Annotated in this window: 23 protein-coding genes and 1 tRNA gene; 8 read left to right on the top strand and 16 right to left on the bottom strand. The window is 39.5% G+C overall.

Annotated elements, in window-relative coordinates; genetic code table 11:
• Nucleotides 1-7 precede the first annotated feature (7 nt).
• From MHH23_RS09785 to sinR, 4 genes are all read left to right on the top strand, one after another.
• Entirely contained in the window at nucleotides 8-1,678 is a 1,671-nt protein-coding gene (locus MHH23_RS09785) for a DEAD/DEAH box helicase (protein ID WP_268432014.1), read from the top strand.
• Between the two features lie 14 nt (nucleotides 1,679-1,692).
• Nucleotides 1,693-2,490: a YqhG family protein gene (locus MHH23_RS09780; RefSeq protein ID WP_017367588.1), complete on the top strand. Its 798-nt coding sequence runs from the start codon at nucleotides 1,693-1,695 to the stop codon at nucleotides 2,488-2,490.
• A 184-nt stretch (nucleotides 2,491-2,674) separates the two neighbouring features.
• A complete protein-coding gene (locus tag MHH23_RS09775; protein ID WP_008342197.1) occupies nucleotides 2,675-2,839 on the top strand; it encodes an anti-repressor SinI family protein in 165 nt (54 codons plus the stop codon).
• A gap of 33 nt (nucleotides 2,840-2,872) precedes the next feature.
• Nucleotides 2,873-3,208: a transcriptional regulator SinR gene (gene sinR / locus MHH23_RS09770; RefSeq protein ID WP_017357978.1), complete on the top strand. Its 336-nt coding sequence runs from the start codon at nucleotides 2,873-2,875 to the stop codon at nucleotides 3,206-3,208.
• Between the two features lie 67 nt (nucleotides 3,209-3,275).
• Here the strand turns inward: sinR and tasA are convergent, their stop codons facing one another.
• Genes tasA through tapA form a run of 3 tightly spaced genes read right to left on the bottom strand, consistent with a single transcriptional unit; the run spans nucleotide 3,276 to nucleotide 5,284 of the window.
• Nucleotides 3,276-4,076, bottom strand: a complete 801-nt coding sequence (gene tasA / locus MHH23_RS09765) for a biofilm matrix protein TasA (protein ID WP_008342195.1) — start codon at nucleotides 4,074-4,076, stop codon at nucleotides 3,276-3,278.
• Between the two features lie 58 nt (nucleotides 4,077-4,134).
• Nucleotides 4,135-4,707 (bottom strand): signal peptidase I SipW, encoded by a 573-nt coding sequence (gene sipW, locus MHH23_RS09760; RefSeq protein ID WP_017357979.1) that lies wholly within the window; start codon nucleotides 4,705-4,707, stop codon nucleotides 4,135-4,137.
• A gap of 49 nt (nucleotides 4,708-4,756) precedes the next feature.
• Nucleotides 4,757-5,284, bottom strand: a complete 528-nt coding sequence (gene tapA, locus MHH23_RS09755) for an amyloid fiber anchoring/assembly protein TapA (RefSeq protein ID WP_058336654.1) — start codon at nucleotides 5,282-5,284, stop codon at nucleotides 4,757-4,759.
• A 252-nt stretch (nucleotides 5,285-5,536) separates the two neighbouring features.
• On the opposite strand from tapA, the gene MHH23_RS09750 reads away from it, so the two are divergent.
• Complete coding sequence (locus MHH23_RS09750; protein ID WP_047945459.1) at nucleotides 5,537-5,863, top strand: DUF3889 domain-containing protein; 327 nt, start codon at nucleotides 5,537-5,539, stop codon at nucleotides 5,861-5,863.
• Between the two features lie 34 nt (nucleotides 5,864-5,897).
• Here the strand turns inward: MHH23_RS09750 and MHH23_RS09745 are convergent, their stop codons facing one another.
• The 9 genes from MHH23_RS09745 to MHH23_RS09705 form a co-directional block, all read right to left on the bottom strand.
• Nucleotides 5,898-6,092 carry a YqzE family protein gene (locus MHH23_RS09745; protein WP_008342191.1) on the bottom strand — a complete coding sequence of 65 codons (195 nt, stop codon included), beginning with the start codon at nucleotides 6,090-6,092 and terminating at the stop codon, nucleotides 5,898-5,900.
• 60 nt (nucleotides 6,093-6,152) lie between these two features.
• Complete coding sequence (locus tag MHH23_RS09740; RefSeq protein WP_061419580.1) at nucleotides 6,153-6,536, bottom strand: competence type IV pilus minor pilin ComGG; 384 nt, start codon at nucleotides 6,534-6,536, stop codon at nucleotides 6,153-6,155.
• Nucleotides 6,533-7,030, bottom strand: a complete 498-nt coding sequence (comGF, locus tag MHH23_RS09735; RefSeq protein ID WP_268432012.1) for a competence type IV pilus minor pilin ComGF — start codon at nucleotides 7,028-7,030, stop codon at nucleotides 6,533-6,535. The genes MHH23_RS09740 and comGF overlap by 4 nt, the downstream gene beginning before the upstream one ends.
• Complete coding sequence (locus MHH23_RS09730; RefSeq protein WP_255234198.1) at nucleotides 6,972-7,250, bottom strand: type II secretion system protein; 279 nt, start codon at nucleotides 7,248-7,250, stop codon at nucleotides 6,972-6,974. Before MHH23_RS09730 ends, comGF begins: the two co-directional genes overlap by 59 nt.
• 19 nt (nucleotides 7,251-7,269) lie before the next feature.
• On the bottom strand, nucleotides 7,270-7,716 hold the full coding sequence (gene comGD, locus MHH23_RS09725; RefSeq protein ID WP_268432011.1) for a competence type IV pilus minor pilin ComGD: 447 nt from the start codon (nucleotides 7,714-7,716) through the stop codon (nucleotides 7,270-7,272).
• Nucleotides 7,709-8,002: a competence type IV pilus major pilin ComGC gene (comGC, locus tag MHH23_RS09720; protein WP_008342186.1), complete on the bottom strand. Its 294-nt coding sequence runs from the start codon at nucleotides 8,000-8,002 to the stop codon at nucleotides 7,709-7,711. Before comGC ends, comGD begins: the two co-directional genes overlap by 8 nt.
• 16 nt (nucleotides 8,003-8,018) lie before the next feature.
• A complete protein-coding gene (gene comGB, locus MHH23_RS09715; protein ID WP_024718840.1) occupies nucleotides 8,019-9,059 on the bottom strand; it encodes a competence type IV pilus assembly protein ComGB in 1,041 nt (346 codons plus the stop codon).
• Nucleotides 9,040-10,110: a competence type IV pilus ATPase ComGA gene (gene comGA, locus MHH23_RS09710; protein WP_024718839.1), complete on the bottom strand. Its 1,071-nt coding sequence runs from the start codon at nucleotides 10,108-10,110 to the stop codon at nucleotides 9,040-9,042. Before comGA ends, comGB begins: the two co-directional genes overlap by 20 nt.
• Before the next feature lie 458 nt (nucleotides 10,111-10,568).
• A complete protein-coding gene (locus MHH23_RS09705) occupies nucleotides 10,569-11,441 on the bottom strand; it encodes an STAS domain-containing protein (protein WP_144668079.1) in 873 nt (290 codons plus the stop codon).
• 99 nt (nucleotides 11,442-11,540) lie between these two features.
• Here MHH23_RS09705 and MHH23_RS09700 point away from each other — a divergent pair.
• A tRNA-Gln gene (locus MHH23_RS09700) sits at nucleotides 11,541-11,611 on the top strand.
• Nucleotides 11,612-11,666: 55 nt separating this feature from the next.
• Here the strand turns inward: MHH23_RS09700 and MHH23_RS09695 are convergent.
• A complete protein-coding gene (locus tag MHH23_RS09695; protein WP_007501232.1) occupies nucleotides 11,667-12,047 on the bottom strand; it encodes a Spx/MgsR family RNA polymerase-binding regulatory protein in 381 nt (126 codons plus the stop codon).
• 212 nt (nucleotides 12,048-12,259) lie between these two features.
• Here MHH23_RS09695 and MHH23_RS09690 point away from each other — a divergent pair, with 212 nt between their 5' ends.
• Entirely contained in the window at nucleotides 12,260-12,502 is a 243-nt protein-coding gene (locus tag MHH23_RS09690) for a DUF2626 domain-containing protein (protein WP_003217440.1), read from the top strand.
• Nucleotides 12,503-12,550: 48 nt separating this feature from the next.
• On the opposite strand, the gene MHH23_RS09685 is transcribed toward MHH23_RS09690, so the two are convergent.
• Nucleotides 12,551-13,189 (bottom strand): MBL fold metallo-hydrolase, encoded by a 639-nt coding sequence (locus MHH23_RS09685; protein WP_017357989.1) that lies wholly within the window; start codon nucleotides 13,187-13,189, stop codon nucleotides 12,551-12,553.
• Nucleotides 13,190-13,349: 160 nt separating this feature from the next.
• Between MHH23_RS09685 and MHH23_RS09680 the strand changes: the two genes are divergently transcribed.
• A complete protein-coding gene (locus MHH23_RS09680; protein ID WP_003217333.1) occupies nucleotides 13,350-13,523 on the top strand; it encodes a DUF2759 domain-containing protein in 174 nt (57 codons plus the stop codon).
• A gap of 24 nt (nucleotides 13,524-13,547) precedes the next feature.
• Here the strand turns inward: MHH23_RS09680 and MHH23_RS09675 are convergent, their stop codons facing one another.
• On the bottom strand, nucleotides 13,548-13,862 hold the full coding sequence (locus tag MHH23_RS09675) for an MTH1187 family thiamine-binding protein (protein ID WP_017367597.1): 315 nt from the start codon (nucleotides 13,860-13,862) through the stop codon (nucleotides 13,548-13,550).
• A 77-nt stretch (nucleotides 13,863-13,939) separates the two neighbouring features.
• Nucleotides 13,940-15,193, bottom strand: a complete 1,254-nt coding sequence (locus MHH23_RS09670) for an MFS transporter (protein ID WP_039170371.1) — start codon at nucleotides 15,191-15,193, stop codon at nucleotides 13,940-13,942.
• Nucleotides 15,194-15,247: the final 54 nt, after the last annotated feature.

Genomic DNA, 15,247 nt, shown 5'->3' with positions numbered 1-15,247 from the left:
GGTCACATTGAATATTCAAACGATATTTGATCAAAAATGGGCAAGTGAATTTCAAAAGCGGCTTACAGCAGACGGTCCCTGGGCGAATTGGGATATGTACCGTTTAGCAGCACAAGTACAAAAAGTGACAGCCATTGATTCATTTGAAGGACTGCAAGCACCTGCGCACCTGCCTGCATTTACTCCTTTAAAACACCAGCTCGAAGTCGCTAGAAGAGTCGTAGAAGAGATGAATGGGAAAGCCATTTTAGCAGATGAAGTGGGTCTTGGAAAAACCGTTGAAGCAGGACTGATTATCAAAGAATACATGATTCGCGGACTTGCCAAGAAGATTCTCATTCTCGTACCCGCCTCCCTTGTGTCCCAATGGGTACAAGAACTGCGGACGAAATTTTACATAGATGCTGTCGAGCAAAAGAAGAGCTATGTGTGGGAGCAGTGCGATGTTGTGGTTTCCTCAATTGATACAGCCAAAAGACAGCCACATCGAGATACGATCTTATCCATCTCCTACGATATGGTCATTATTGATGAAGCACACAAACTGAAAAACAATAAAACGAAAAACTATGAGTTTGTGAGAAATTTGAATAAAAAGTTCTGCTTACTGCTCACAGCCACACCTATCCAAAATCGAATAGGAGAAATTTTTAATCTCGTTTCTCTGTTGAAGCCAGGCCATTTAGGTAATGAAACACAGTTTAAAGACCTCTTTGCCAAAAAAGACCTTCAACTTGAGGACCATGACCAGCTAAAACAGTTAGTCAATAAAGTCATGATTCGGAACCGGCGACAAGACACTGGCATCGAATGGTCAAAGCGGCATGTAAAGACGATTTCTATTGATTTCTCCCCGACAGAACAAGCACTATATGATGAAATTTGTAAGTTAAAAGAAAACCCTTCCTATACGAAGCACATGTTTTCAATTATGACCTTAGAACGAGAATGCTGTTCGAGTCGTGAGGCCGTCTATATGACCATTAAAAAAATGCAAGAAGAGGAAAAACACATTCTAGGTGCTTCTGCGATGATGCACATCATGGAGAAAATCAACCAGGTAGAACAAAATTCTAAAGCACTTGAAGTCGTTAAACTCATTCAACAATTAAATGAAAAAGTCATTATCTTCACTGAATACCGTGCGACACAAATTTATTTACAATGGTTTCTCCAACAAAACGGCATCAGTTCGGTTCCTTTTCGAGGCGGGTTTAAACGGAGTAAAAAAGACTGGATGAAAGATTTATTTAGAGAGCGGGCGCAAGTGCTCATTGCGACAGAAGCAGGCGGCGAAGGGATCAACCTTCAGTTTTGCAACCAAATCATCAACTACGACCTTCCGTGGAACCCAATGCGCTTGGAACAAAGAATTGGACGTATTCACCGGCTCGGTCAAGAGCGGGATGTCCACATTTACAATATGGCAACTAGCGGGACAGTCGAAGAACATATTTTAAAACTTTTATATGAAAAAATTCAGCTGTTTGAAAACGTCATTGGTGATCTAGATGATATTTTAACCCGAATTGATATCCAAGATGCTGAAACAGAATTGCATCAAATTCTCTTCCAGCACGAGTCTGACGTAGACATGAAAAAGAAATTAACCCAATTTGCTTCCTATTTAACAGAAGCACAAACACCGCTTTTAGAAGAAAGACAGCAAGGTTCATAAAGGAGAGTTGACCAATGGAGCAGCGCGAGATTCACACATTTCTTCTCCGTTTCTTTCAGGCAAATCAATGCGACATACTTGAAGAAAGTGCAGGGCACATGACCGTACAGCTGACAATCGAAATGGATAAATTGATCATGAACCGTCCTTTTTATTGGCATTGGCTCGAAAAAACGGGAGGCGTACCTGAGCCGCGGCAATTGACTTTGATCACTGATCAAAAAAAAGCTGATGACTCGGTCGAAGGAGAATTTGTCCACTTCGGCTCCCCTCGTTTATTCCAAATATTCGAGGTTGTGAAACAGCAAGGCCGTTTTATTCGGCTGTACGAAAAAGTCAGACCGCTCACAAACAGCCAGATCGCACTGGAGCCGTGGCTTGGTCTCAATGTCAAAATATCCTATCTGGCAGACCGTAAAAAAGACAAACTGCTGTCTCTTGGACTTCATCTAATACGCGGAGAAGTCATCGAACAATTTCAAGAGAAGCTGGAAGCGCGTGAGCTATCGTCTCAAATTCCTGATTATTGCTTCACAATGAGTACGATGATTAAGCCAGAGAGCGGCGTCAAACGGCTTTACAGCCTGATGGAACGTTATGCCAATGAAGAGCCGGATGATTGGGCGGTAAGAGCTGTTCAAAAGTGGAAAGAAGACTCGGAACTTTTAAACCAATTTTATGAAGGGACTTCAGACACATCTGTAGAATATGAAATAGAAAGACAAGCACTTAAAACTTTATACGAACCAAAAATCAGTCTTACGATTGAAAATGGCGGACTTTTTTACTTACAGCAAAAAAGAGGAGGCTGACTTAGCGAGTCTCCCTCCCTTTCATGTGATATCAAATTTTCGATCAATCAAAAGCAACGTTTGTCTGTTTGTATTGGGCGGAAACATGACGCAAGCAATCTATGAGGTCTTATCACCTGTGTTTTTCCATTTCATGCGTTAAGTGCCTGAAATACACGATTCAGTATTTTAGGAGGGTATTTGTATGGAAAAGAAAACGAAGTTATTAGACAGTGAATGGGTTCAATTATTACGCGAAGCGCGCAAAGCAGGACTAACAGTTGAAGAAGTCCGTCATTTTCTCAAATCACGCGAAAAGTCCTCTGAGTCTCCCCCTATGGCAAGAAGTCATTCTATCAAACCTTTCTGAATGTGCTATAATATCGAAAGGAAGGTGATGACATTGATTGGCCAGCGTATTAAACAATACCGCAATGAAAAAGGCTACTCACTATCAGAACTGGCCGAAAAGGCTGGGGTAGCGAAGTCTTATTTAAGTTCAATAGAAAGAAACTTGCAAACAAACCCCTCCATTCAATTTCTTGAAAAAGTCTCCGCTGTTCTGGACGTCTCGGTTCATACACTGTTAAACGAAAATGATGAAACCGAATACGATGGTCAATTAGATAGTGAATGGGAAAAACTAGTTCGAGATGCAATGACATCAGGGGTTTCGAAAAAGCAATTTCGTGAATTTTTAGATTATCAAATCTGGAAAAAAAAGCAAGAAGAGGAGTAATGCGCATATTTTAGCGCATACTCCTCCAATTGCTATGCAGATCTTGTTATCAGTCTAAAGACTGACTTTATTTTTTATCTTCGCTGTGTGCTTTTTCGTTTTCTTTCACGTAGCCTTTTTCATCCGTATGCTTTTTTGGATTGATCGTTAAACCATTCCACTGAGTCGCTTCGAAGGAAAGATCAACTTGAATCGCATCGCCTTGGTATTTATTTTGGATATAGTTACCCGCTTTATCCTTCGTCTGGTCATTGACAAATTCAATGATCATTTCCATTTTATCGTAATCAAACGGATTCTTTGGAATGCCGTCATACTCTGGAGCTGTTGATCCATCAACGGTGGCAACATTAATTTTACCACTTTCATGTAAAAACTTCTCATCGACGGCATGACGAAGCTTTTCAAATGCGGTCTGATCCTGCTTTGACGTTAATAGATGCAGGTCAAGCAGGTTTGCATGGTCTAAAATAATATTTTTCGGGTATCCATTCCCACCTTCGGCTCCAACCGTTAGAACACTCACCTGAAATTGGCTGAGGAATTCTTCAGCTGTATTCTTCCCGCCATTTTTCGCTGATGTTCCATCTTGAAACTGGCTATAATCAAGACTCATCAGCACTTGATTAATTGCAAGAGACCCTTTATTTTCAAAATTAAATTCCTTCTTTATACGGTCACCGGGTTTTATGTTCGCAAGGTTGATGGCGCCGGAATTCTCTTTTGCAGATAGATTCAGCTCTCCTGTAGAGTAGACCGCGTTTGCCGTCTCAACATCATTAAATGCAGCCCACGTTCCCCCGCCAATTAAAGCAAGACCTAACGCTCCCGATAAAACACCTAAACGAATTGATTTTTTCATTGCCATGATTGAACCCCCTAATAAATTGTTTTATTGAAACCTGATTTAGGTTACAAACGAAAATTTATGCTTGTTCCTCTGACATGTGTAACTCAGCCGTATGTCTTCGATGTTTGGCAGCACCAACAAAATGAATGGTTGAATAAACAAGCAGCATCACCCCTGGAATAATGAGCAAAAGAGCGGTCCCAGCAGACGTTCCTGCATACGAAAGAAGCTTTCCTGCATAAGGAATGTTCACGCCCGTATACTGCGCAGTCACTTGATTCGCTTTGACGAGCGTGCCGTCTTGATACATATTGTGGTCTCCTTTTGTCTCAAAGGCTTTATTTACTCCTTTTCCTTTCACCCCAACAATGCGGTGAGTCACAAAGGATTGGTCTTGCTTCGTTTGAAACGTAATAATATCCCCTTTTTTGAGTGTTTCAGGTGAGGTGACATGTTTCACAACAATCAATGAACCAGTCGAAAATTCCGGTTCCATTGATCCAGATAATACTTGCTTGAACTCATAACCAAAAATCTGAGGATCTCCGCCTGTTGTCCTTGATGACAACACGACAATAATACACACAATCATCATCGTGAAGACCAGCGCGTAAAGAATACTCCCAGACATTTTCATCCACTTTTTCATACCTTTCTCCCCTTTACATATCATGTTTCATTCAGCAGGCAAACCCTATTTAGGACGCCTTTTCTTGACAATTCGAAAGCTGCATATGTTGAGACGTAAAGAATGGCTTTTCAGAACCACCAAACCCTTTAGGATAATAGATTTTAAACACATAGATTCCATTTGTTTTTGCTTTAACTGCCGTGACAGTCGTCGTTTCTTCTGATGAGAGGGACTGTATAGCACCTTTTTCAATAACATGGCCATCTTGTAATGGCATCTGAACACTCTCTACTTTATGTAGTTCCCACTTCCATTCAGAGTGCGCAATGGGTTGTCCAATATTTTTTAGTGACATGCTCAGCTTTTGAGGCGCACAGACTGTCCCCTCAATGATCGTTTGATCGATCAGTTTCAAATGGCTTCTATCCCATTTCTTTGGCTGGCAATGCTGATCTGTCTCTTCGAAATTTTCACATGTTTTCATGACAAAATTCGAATGCTCAACATCGTTAAAAGAAGCGTTAGTAGACGTAATAAAAAAAGAAGTGAAAATCAAACAAATAGCACAAAATAGTACAAAGAGCGGCTGTTTCATTGAATCTTTCAACTCCTTGAACAATTGTTCTTTAAAAAGAACGATTACACTCAGTATAAGGAATTACCTATAAAATCCAAAACGTCAAATTAGTCCATTTTGTTCTTAAACAAGAACATTACCGAGAAAATTCTTCCATTTTCTCATTCTTTCGCCATATTCAATATTTTTTTCTGTGACATTTGTACTTCTTAAAAATTTACATAAAAGTGCAGGATTTGGTCAGGATAATAATTGGTGAGGTGATGTTAGTTGAAATATGGAAGAATCATGATCATGCTCAGTTTACTGTTAAGCCCTTTGATCCAAAGCGCCCATCTAGCTGAGGCACAAGGAATCACTGCTGCCGCAGATCAATGGGAAACAAGGGCAGTCAAAGAAGCAAAAAAACGGTATCCGTTAGCACATGTTTTATTCAAACAAAAAGTGTGGGATCGGCACCGGGAGAAAGAATCCGTGAAGCAATATCATATTACGTTGAAAGATCAGGCCAAAGAATTTGGGGTATATGTCACCATTTCCTATAACCCTTACTCGAACAAGGTCAATAAAGTCATTGTTGTGGAAGAATACAGCTAAAATGGCATGAAAAAAACCGCCTGCTGGCGGCTTTTTACTTTTGTCGATGACGTTGACGTTTTTTTAGCATCATTGAGAAGCCAAAAGGCAGAACACCGAATAAACGCTGAGAAAATGGTGGTTTTGTCTCCATTTTTTCCTGTTTATGTTCTTTCCGCTCGTCACGTGGTGTATTCATATATTTAATAATTTCCTGCGTCATATATTTTACATAATCATTTGTCTTCATCGAACACTCACCTCTTCTTCCTTAAAGTGTTACCAAGAAGAGTATCGTTTTATACACTCGCTAATAAGTGCTGATCCATTGATTGATTTCTCCTGTCTCCTTATTCATCTCTAGTTCCCGCTCGTCAGTTACACCACCCTTTGTTTCGATGTTAACCAAGAGGCGGACTAGCTTTTTTCTGTCATCGCACCCAATTCGCTTCAACGTCACTCGACCTTCTTCTGTGACAATTGGGCTCAATGGCTGATCACAAATACGATTTAATTTGTTTGCAGCTTCACTTAGACCTAAACGAAATAACTGGTGTTTTTGATAAAAAGAAATCGCGAGCTCTGCACTTTTCAACTCTTTTTGAAACCCAATGGTCATCGATCCTAGAATCAATAAAAATAAAAGAATGACAGCAAATACGTGTGGATAAATAAACCCGTCTTCTCTTTTCACGTTTTAGGAATCACTCCTTTGTAAGTGAAAAAAACAGCTTCATGTACTTGACCAAATACATCTGTGACTTGGAGAGTGGTGGTTTGCTCTTTTGTTCTTACATAGAATTGTTTCACCTTTTGTAATAAAGGGAGATGGCCTGCCTGATCCATTCGTTTACGAAGCATCTCTTGATACGGCTCAATCGTCACCACTCGCCCTTGATTTGAAATATACTCCAGTGCTGTTCCATTTTTCACCGCTCTTACAGCGACAGCACAATTTAGCTCCTCCTCTAATTGCAGGACCGTTTGTTTCCACTCCATTTGCGAAAATTTGTTGATTTCTGCAAACGGATGAGCTTTTTCAGCAATTGATAAAAACAGCATGCAGCCAAAAGAAAGCAGCAAAAATAGCTGCAATTGCCATATTGCTTGAGCGAGTGTAAAGCCTTGTTCATCGCTCCAAATGTCGAAAGCAAATCGTCTTCTTTTTTTGTACTTTGTATGAAACACATCCCTTCTCCTGACCCCAAATGAATTCATATGTGATCTCGCCTCGTTTCTTTGTACTTGATTCATTTTGACCTTCTATAAAAGCTTTATTCATATACTCATGTAAGATTTGATAAGCTTCCAGTTTAGCCCTTAATTCTTCTTTCCCAATTGTCAGTTTTTCAAAGGATGGCACGAGCACAAGAGCAGCAAATAGAAAGAGGTGGCAAGAAAAGAGCATCTCAAACGTACTAAATCCTTTATTGTTGCTGAACATGAATCCGCCCGCTCCCTAAGTAAATCGTGAGTTTATATATTTGACTACCAAATTGAATAATGAGAGAACCGCCACTATTTGGATGTCCGTTTTTATTAAAGTGAAGGCCTTGTTGAAATGTGGATTGCTTGATGGTGCCTTTTTTGTGTGGATTAGAAGCAATGATCTGCTCACTATTCTGTTCGATGACTTGATAAGATACATTGGGCGGGTGAAACTCAACAGTTACTCGTGTTTTTTTAATAAATGCAGTATAAGATGCCAATTGAAGATCTTGTTTTAGCAAGTTCACTTGCTTTTTTGCTTCAGCACTTTCTAATATATTGGGCACTTTTCCACCTATTATCGATAATAAGATAGAGAAAATCATGACGATCAAGAGCTGCTCAATGAGTGTAAATCCTTTCTCCTGGAAAAGCGATTTATTCATTTTTCACATCCCCGTTTTGAATGAAAATTGCCTTTCCATTTGGACAAGTTAATCCTTTTTTGACATAGCCTTCTTTTTCTAATTCAGCTAAAGATGGCGTCTTGCCGTCATGTTCTAATTCATATGCCATTACCTGTGTACTCACCATTGATTTCAGCCCTTCACAGCCCTTTGCTTGAATGCTTTGATGATGCCGAGTGATATTTGGAATGGTGATCAATAAAAGAATGGAGATCACAAGCATGACAATTAACATTTCTAACAGTGTAAATCCTTTATCATTCATGCCTTAGTCCTCCTTTTCACACTTGTTCCATTAGTTGATACATTGGTAAAAGAATAGATAAATACACAATGAGTATAAGAAATGCTGTTAAGCCATAGATGACAGGTTGCAGCCATGAAACCCATTTTTCAATTTTTAATTCTGCATTCTCTAAAAGAAATTGACTATATGTGTACATCTCTCTTGCTAGCATCCCACTTGCTTCCCCATGCTTAATGACAGCCGCAAAATGCCTTTCGAAAAAAGGAGACCGGCTTATTTGATGTTCCATACTCTCACCTTTTCTTAACTCCCCTATCATTTGTTCAGACATTTCTTGAAGGAAGGGTAAATAGGTCTGCTGTTTAAAAGCTTGCAAACTTTCGTAAATCGATAACCCAGCTTGAAGAAGTCCGCTTAGCTGAAGGGAAAAAAGATACGTATGCATCAGCTGCACCCCTTTAAATACCACCGGCAGCCTGCTGATGACTTTCAGTTTCTCAAGGGTCGATTTTTTCTTAAAAAAGAGCTCATAATATCCAAAAAGACAGATACATATACAACCGATCATAAGCAACAAAGCGTGTAGGAATTGGAAGAGGCCAAACATCCCTTGAATCAGCCATGTCATGCTTGTATTCATAGATGAATATAATAAAGAAAATTGAGGGACGATCATTTGCTGAACAATGATGAGCACAACAAAAACCGTAAACATAAGAAAAATCGGATATCGTAACATACGCTTGAATGTGTCAACCTGCATGATTTTTTTCTCTAGAAAACGGGCGCTTTGTTCAAGAGCTCGCGCTAGGCTGCCATGTTTCTCTGAAAAACAAAGAATAGCGACGGCTTCCCGCTGAAAATGAAGTCGCTCAAGTACAACGTAAAAAGGCTCCCCTTCAAGCAGCCACTGAATGCCTGGCGTTAATCGCTGCTGCTGTTTTTTTGATAACTGAATATTCACCATCGTTAGTGCGTCAACCAATGTATATCCAGCTTGAATCAACTGAGCCAGTTTCGATAAGAATTCAGCTTGTTCTTTTTTAGACCAGGGTTTAGAGGTTCGCTTCTTCATAAACCCAGCGATGATATGTGCTTTTTGATAAATAGCCGAGTGCCACTCCTTTCCGAATTAATCTTTGCAGTGTTTCGTATGACGAATGAGCGTATTCTCCTTTTGCCTCTTTGATACACTCACCAAGCTCCTTTCCGTAAAGCAATTCAAATACATTTGTTCGTCTGACTGGCCGATTTAGTTTGCAATAAAGCTCACACGTTTCGCCGCAAAATGGACATGCGAGTTCGATTAACCGCTGAGCAGCAATAGCAACCATTGTTTGTTCGAGTTCATTCATTGTCACACCAAATTCGAGCATTCGATAAAGAGCTCCTTTTGCATTCTTTGCGTGCAATGTGCTCATGACTAAATGACCTGTCAAAGCTGCTCTAATAGCTGTTCTGGCTGTTTCCGCATCTCTTATTTCTCCAAGCACAATCATATCTGGATCATGTCTTAAAATAGCGCGTAAACCTGCCGCATACGTGATACCAGCTTTTTCATTTACTTGAACCTGCAGCACTTCTTCATTTCTTGTTTCCACAGGATCTTCAAGGGTAATAATATTTCGATTAAAATGTTTTTTGGCAAACTGAATCAATGAATAAAGTGTTGTCGTTTTCCCTGAATTTGTTGGTCCTGTAAATAAAATGAGCCCATGCGAATGATTCAGAAACGATAATAATCTCGCTGAAGCCTTCGGGAACAGTGACAAATACTTTGTTTTCGGCACATGATCCTGCGGTAAAATCCGAATCACTAGACTTTCATCATTGACAGTTGGTAGTGTAGAGAGCCGAACAAACACTTGACCGCGTCTTAACATCACAGCCAATGATCCATTTTGTGGTCTCCTTCTTTCACCAATATCCATAGAAGATAAAAATTTGAAATGAGCAATGAGCCGCTCTCCGCTCTTTTTGTCAATGATCCGCTGCTGAATGAGGTCAGCGTCTACACGAAAAGAGACTGAAGCTTCCTTTTCTCTCGGAACAATATGCACATCAGATGCTCTCATGCGGCACGCCTCTTCTAGCAGCTCTTGCCCCAAATATTCAATACCATACAAGTGGTTCACTCCTTTCAGTGACCATATTGTATGATGGCGGAACGTGCCTGACAAAAACGCATTTCATGATTTTCATGACTGAAAAGGGTTGAAAATATTCAATTAGAGGTGTATTTCATCTATAAATAACAGAAGGACATATCAAAAAATTTGACTTTTACAACAGCGGGTTCCATTCAGAGGAGAAAATAAAAAAGAAGTGCTATTGGCACCTCTTTTTTGATGATCATTTCATTTGGTTCTTTTATTATGGATGATCTGTTACAAGGAGGTGTCTCCAAATTTATTCCTCCTTAATAGATTACTGATTTGAAGATAAAGAATATCCTTTCGTGTCTGATTTATGGATAAAAAAAGAGACCAAATCTGTATGCGAATTGGTCATCTCATTCATATGCTCATTATATTGTTTCTCCTTGTGAACGAACCTGTTACTTTTACTAGTAACATTTTTTGGTTTACGTTGCTTCTTGCTGCTGCTCTTCAAAGATACGAAAGCCTCTTTTTTCTAAAGCTTTTGCAAGGCTGTGTTCAGTATTTACTTTTGAGAAATCAATGCCGAGTTTCACTACAGTTTGAGCGATTTCTGGACGAATACCTGATATAATCGTCTCAATTCCTAGCAACTTCGCACTATCAACCACTTTAAACAGCTGATAAGCAACCATCGTATCAACAACGGGAACGCCAGATATATCAATAAATAAATGGGTTAGACGCAGTCTAGATGCCTGTTCTAGTACTGATTCCAAAATGATTTTCGCCCGGTACGTATCAATTTCACCAATCAGCGGCAAAATACCGATCTCTTTTGAAACTGGAATAACAGGCGCACTAAGCTCTTGAATCATTTCTCTTTGTGCATTAAGCTGATTGATCGTCACGCGGTCATACTCTTCTGATAAACGCGCAATCATGTCATCAAATGTGGCGTGAAAATGCTGATTCCAATCGCACACATCTTTGAGTGTCACTTCAAGCTCCGTTTGTTGTGTAAAGGTCTCAATTCTGGAACAAAAAATGTGGCGGAACACCTTAAATTGTCCGATGATTTCATATAAAGGTACTTCATGAACAGCTCGATCGCGGGCAATATCAACTGACCACTTTTTTAGATGATCTTCTACTTTATCTGATATCGTGACTAACGTTGCTGCAATGGTTTGGATAAATGCTGTGTTTTGTTCTTTCAGCTTCTTTTCTGTCTCCTCTGAAGCATGTTTGGAATATAATGAGCCTTCTTCTGTTCTTGTTTTCAGCCATTCTTCGGTCATGACAGGGGCTTCTTTAAGAATAAATTCATATAATTGCTCAGATTTTTCATTTTTCATTTCTGTCGTTCGCTCCTTTTTCACTTACAACTAGTGACAACCAACTTTTTATGTATAAATGACCGCAGATGGTGAACAATAGCATTACACGTTTCATATTGGGCTATAGCCAAGTGGTAAGGCAATGGACTTTGACTCCGTGATCGTTGGTTCGAACCCAGCTAGCCCAGTTCAGCACAAAAACGAAGACGGCTGAAACATCATTCAGCTGATCTTCGTTTTTGATTAGGAAACCGATTGATGAATCGCTTTCTTTTTTGAAATTTTCATGAGTTCCCCTGGATTATAGCCAACCACTAATTTATTTCCATCAATGATAATAGGTCTCCGGAGCAGCTTTGGTTTTTCAATGAGAAGCTGAAGTACCTCATTTACTTTTAAATCATTAATATTTAAATTTAAGCTTTTAAAAGCTTGGCTTCGAGTAGCTAAAATTTCATCCATTCCTTCTGTTGTTAAGGACAGGATTTTTTTCAATTCGTCAAGTGTTGGCGTTTCTCTGAAAAGGTGACGCTCTTTAAAATCAATTTGATTCGCCTTTAACCAATGCTTTGTTTTGCGGCAAGACGTGCAGCTTGGGTATGAATAAAAAGTAATGTCACTCATTAGTCTTCCTCCTTAGGTCGTTAACCTTTTCTCTTATGGACTAAGTACCCTCATGCATTTAGGCATAAACACTTTTTCATCACTTTTTCAAAAAAATTTTTTCTAACGAAAGAATGAATGTTCACACGTTGTCAAAAATGTAAATGTTTACATAACAAGTGATCATCAGCTATAATATGAATCAAAGGGGTTTTTTAAGGGGAGGGAAAGAAATGAATCGCATGTTCCGCGTTCTTGGGTTTTGGACGGGTATTTTTGCTGTCATGTTCTATTTAGGACATATGAAAGATGCATCCTTGCTGTTCTTCGGTCAAACCGTTCTTTTTGTATTTTTATCCTACTTGAATTTATCCGAAAGAATGTATATTTACATTTTCGGAGCGTACTTGACGATTTTCTTTGCCGGATTTACATATTATTCGATTTTCATCATGGTTCCCGGTACCGGACATTAATAGAAAAAAGCATCTCCTTTGAAAGAGATGCTTTTTTCGTGCGTGCTATTATAAAGAAAACCCATTGATAAACGGATTTTGCTCCTGTTCTGTAAGCACAGTTGTTTCCTCTCCATGTCCACTTAACACAAGAGTTGATTCGGGCAATGACAACAATTTGTCATGTATCGATTGAAGCAGCACGTCTTGATTACCGCCAGTTAAATCAGTTCTCCCGATACCGCCTTGGAATAAAGTATCACCAGAAATCACAAATCCCTCTTCTGCTGAATAGTAAGACACACTGCCAGGTGAATGACCTGGTGTGTGGAACATTTCTAATGTAAACGATCCAATTTGAAGAGGTCCTTCTGACGTAATCAATTGTTCAGCTTCTTTGACCGTAATTCCGTTACCAATTAGTCGAGCTGAACCGTTTAACTGAGCATTTGTCAGCCATTCTTTTTCCTTTTCATGGACATAAAGCGGAATTCCCCATTCTTGACGCACCTCATCTGCTGCACCAATATGATCAAAATGGGCATGTGTCAATAAGACAGCAAGTGGTTTCAGCTGTTTTTCTTTCACATAAGAAATTAGCTTTTGCGCTTCGCCACCTGGATCAAAAATTAAACATTCTCCCTGTTCATTTTTCCAAATATATGCGTTCGCTTGCACATAGCCTAGCGGCATTCTTCTCCAATTCATTTTCATCACCTACTACTTTTTTGATTCTTTTTTATTATGAAGGCTATTCAATAAAAATTCAAACAATCGTCAACTTGAATGTACTCGACAAGCTTTATGAAAACGGTTAAAATGAAAAGAAAGGAAATCAAGGGGATTGATGACAAAGGGGGACTTTCATATGATGCTCGTCATTATTTTTGGTCTAGTCACGATTTTAGCCGCTCTCGGCATCTATCGCTCACTCAAAAAAGTGAACGTATTGGCCATTGCTTTCGCTGGCGCCACGTTTTTGGTTTTTGGATGGTTTACCGTCATGACCATCATCTATAGCGGTTATCCAACTGCACATTAAAAGCCTGCAATAAGCAGGCTTTTTCTATTGATTCAAATGTTTATTCACGCTTTCTAATTTGCTTGAAAGGGTGGTCGTTTGATCTCTTCTGTCATCTATGCGGATATTGGTTGCTACTCGGTGTAAACCCTTTTCAAACGGAGCTTCATGAATACGCTGAATGACCTCAAATAAAACGGATAGCTCCCCTTCAATTAATGTATTCATTGGTGTGAGCTGATATTTGATTTTCCCTTCTTGTTGAAAGCCCTCTAACAATCTTTGTACGTCTGCTACATATGCACTCACGCTTGGTGTCTCAGTGCCTATTGGAATGATGGTGACATCTGCTATCGCCATGGTTCTTGCTCCTTTCAATGACATCCTATTTCTTTCTCGTTCTCATTGTAACCCATCGTGATTCAAAAATGCCATGATCATGTGGCGTTTAAGCTTGGTTTGTCCCGTTCTATCGTCAAATCTGCTCTCTCTACCTTCCCAATATTTGTGAAAAGGAGCAAGCATATACCTGAAATAGCCTCTATCAGTCCTCCTGCTGCAATGACATAACCTGAACCGAATAACGTCGCCATATAACCACCAATGAGAGCGCCTAACGGTATCATTAAATAAGAGATCATGTTAATAATCGCATACACTTGTGGCTGATCCTCCGCTTTTACTGACAATTGAATCATCGTATGTTCAGGTACATTGACTGCACTGATGGCTGCACCTAAGGCAAATGCAGATATAAACACAAGTGGTAATAAGGCATTCATCCCTGTAATGAAAAATGCAATTCCATCAACGATCCCTGCCCCGATAAACAACAGACCGTATCGATTCACTTTCACCTTTGTTAAAACGAATCCCATCAAAAATGCACCTAATGCCGTGGTCACTTTGATGAATGAATATACTACTGGTCCACTATGTAAATCTTCTGTTAAATAAATAACCGACAATGCCTCCCACGGTGCCGCAGCAAAATTGGAGCAGACACAAAAAATGGCTAATGGAAACAAAATATGATGACTTTTCACAAGTGAAAATCCTCTTATTAATCGTTTTCCGTATGATAATCCTTTTTTTCCTTTATCCATGATCGCTTCCGTTTTATATGTAATCAGCAAAACCAGCAAAGCGGACATGAGGTAAAGAGGAATAATGACAAGCATTGTATATCCTACCCCTACAAATGCAATCATGACACCACAAATCGTCACAGTCACAAGCCTGACCACATGACTGGCTGATTGAATGGTTGCATTCGCCTTTTGTATCACATCTTCATGCACAAGCTTTGGAATAATGGACACCGAAGCTGGTTCATAGGAACCACCAGTCGCTGAATGCAGCAGCATACCGCCAATGATGAGTGCCAAAGGAGAAAAATCATAAAAGTAACTCACCACAATCACAAGTATAATCGCTGCCCGAGTTAAATCAGCAAAGCACATCCAAAATTTCAATTGATGCGGCTTCATCATTGGGGTAATAAACGGCCCAATAATGGCTTGAGGGACAAAACTAACGGCAATAAAAAATGCTGTTCCAATTGCTCCTTTTCCCCCTAGCACTAAAAGCCACAAAATGGTGTTAAAAGATAAACTATCAGCAGTAATTTTACACATTTTAGAAACAAATAGATAAGTAAAATTCCGTTTCCACAGGCTTTGAGCATTCAATCATCGACATCTCCCTAATTCATATCCTTTTTTTTACATCCACTCTTTCACAAT

The sequence above is a fragment of the Bacillus sp. FSL K6-3458 genome, assembly GCF_038005045.1.
GTDB lineage: Bacteria > Bacillota > Bacilli > Bacillales > Bacillaceae > Bacillus > Bacillus altitudinis.
Note: the sequence above shows the minus strand (reverse complement) of the source record. Positions and strands in the feature narration are given on the sequence as shown.